We start from the raw sequence: 277 nt of genomic DNA on the forward strand, positions 1-277 counted from the left end.
TGCCGAGATCGTGCGTGAGCGCCGCGAAGCGCACCGCCAGCGAATAGCCCTGCTTCGCCGCGTAGTCGACGACCATCATCACGTGCACGCCGGTATCGACTTCAGGGTGGTAATCGGCGCGCTGCGGCACGCCCCACAGCGCATCGACCTCGGGCAGGATGCGCGCGAGCGCGCCGCAGTCGCGCAGCACCGAGAACATCCGCGACGGCTTCGCCTCCATCAGCCCGCGCGCGATTTCCTGCCACACGCGTTCGGGGACGAGCGCGTCGACCTCGCC

At 69.7% G+C, this 277-nt stretch carries 1 protein-coding gene; it reads right to left on the bottom strand.

What is annotated here, in order from left to right:
* The coding region (locus tag AAEZ03_RS27185; protein WP_502947969.1) for a tRNA nucleotidyltransferase/poly(A) polymerase-related protein at nt 1-277 on the bottom strand (277 nt) is incomplete at both ends.

This window comes from Pseudomonas sp. HY2-MNA-CIBAN-0224 (assembly GCF_040310285.1).
GTDB lineage: Bacteria > Pseudomonadota > Gammaproteobacteria > Pseudomonadales > Pseudomonadaceae > Aquipseudomonas > Aquipseudomonas helleri.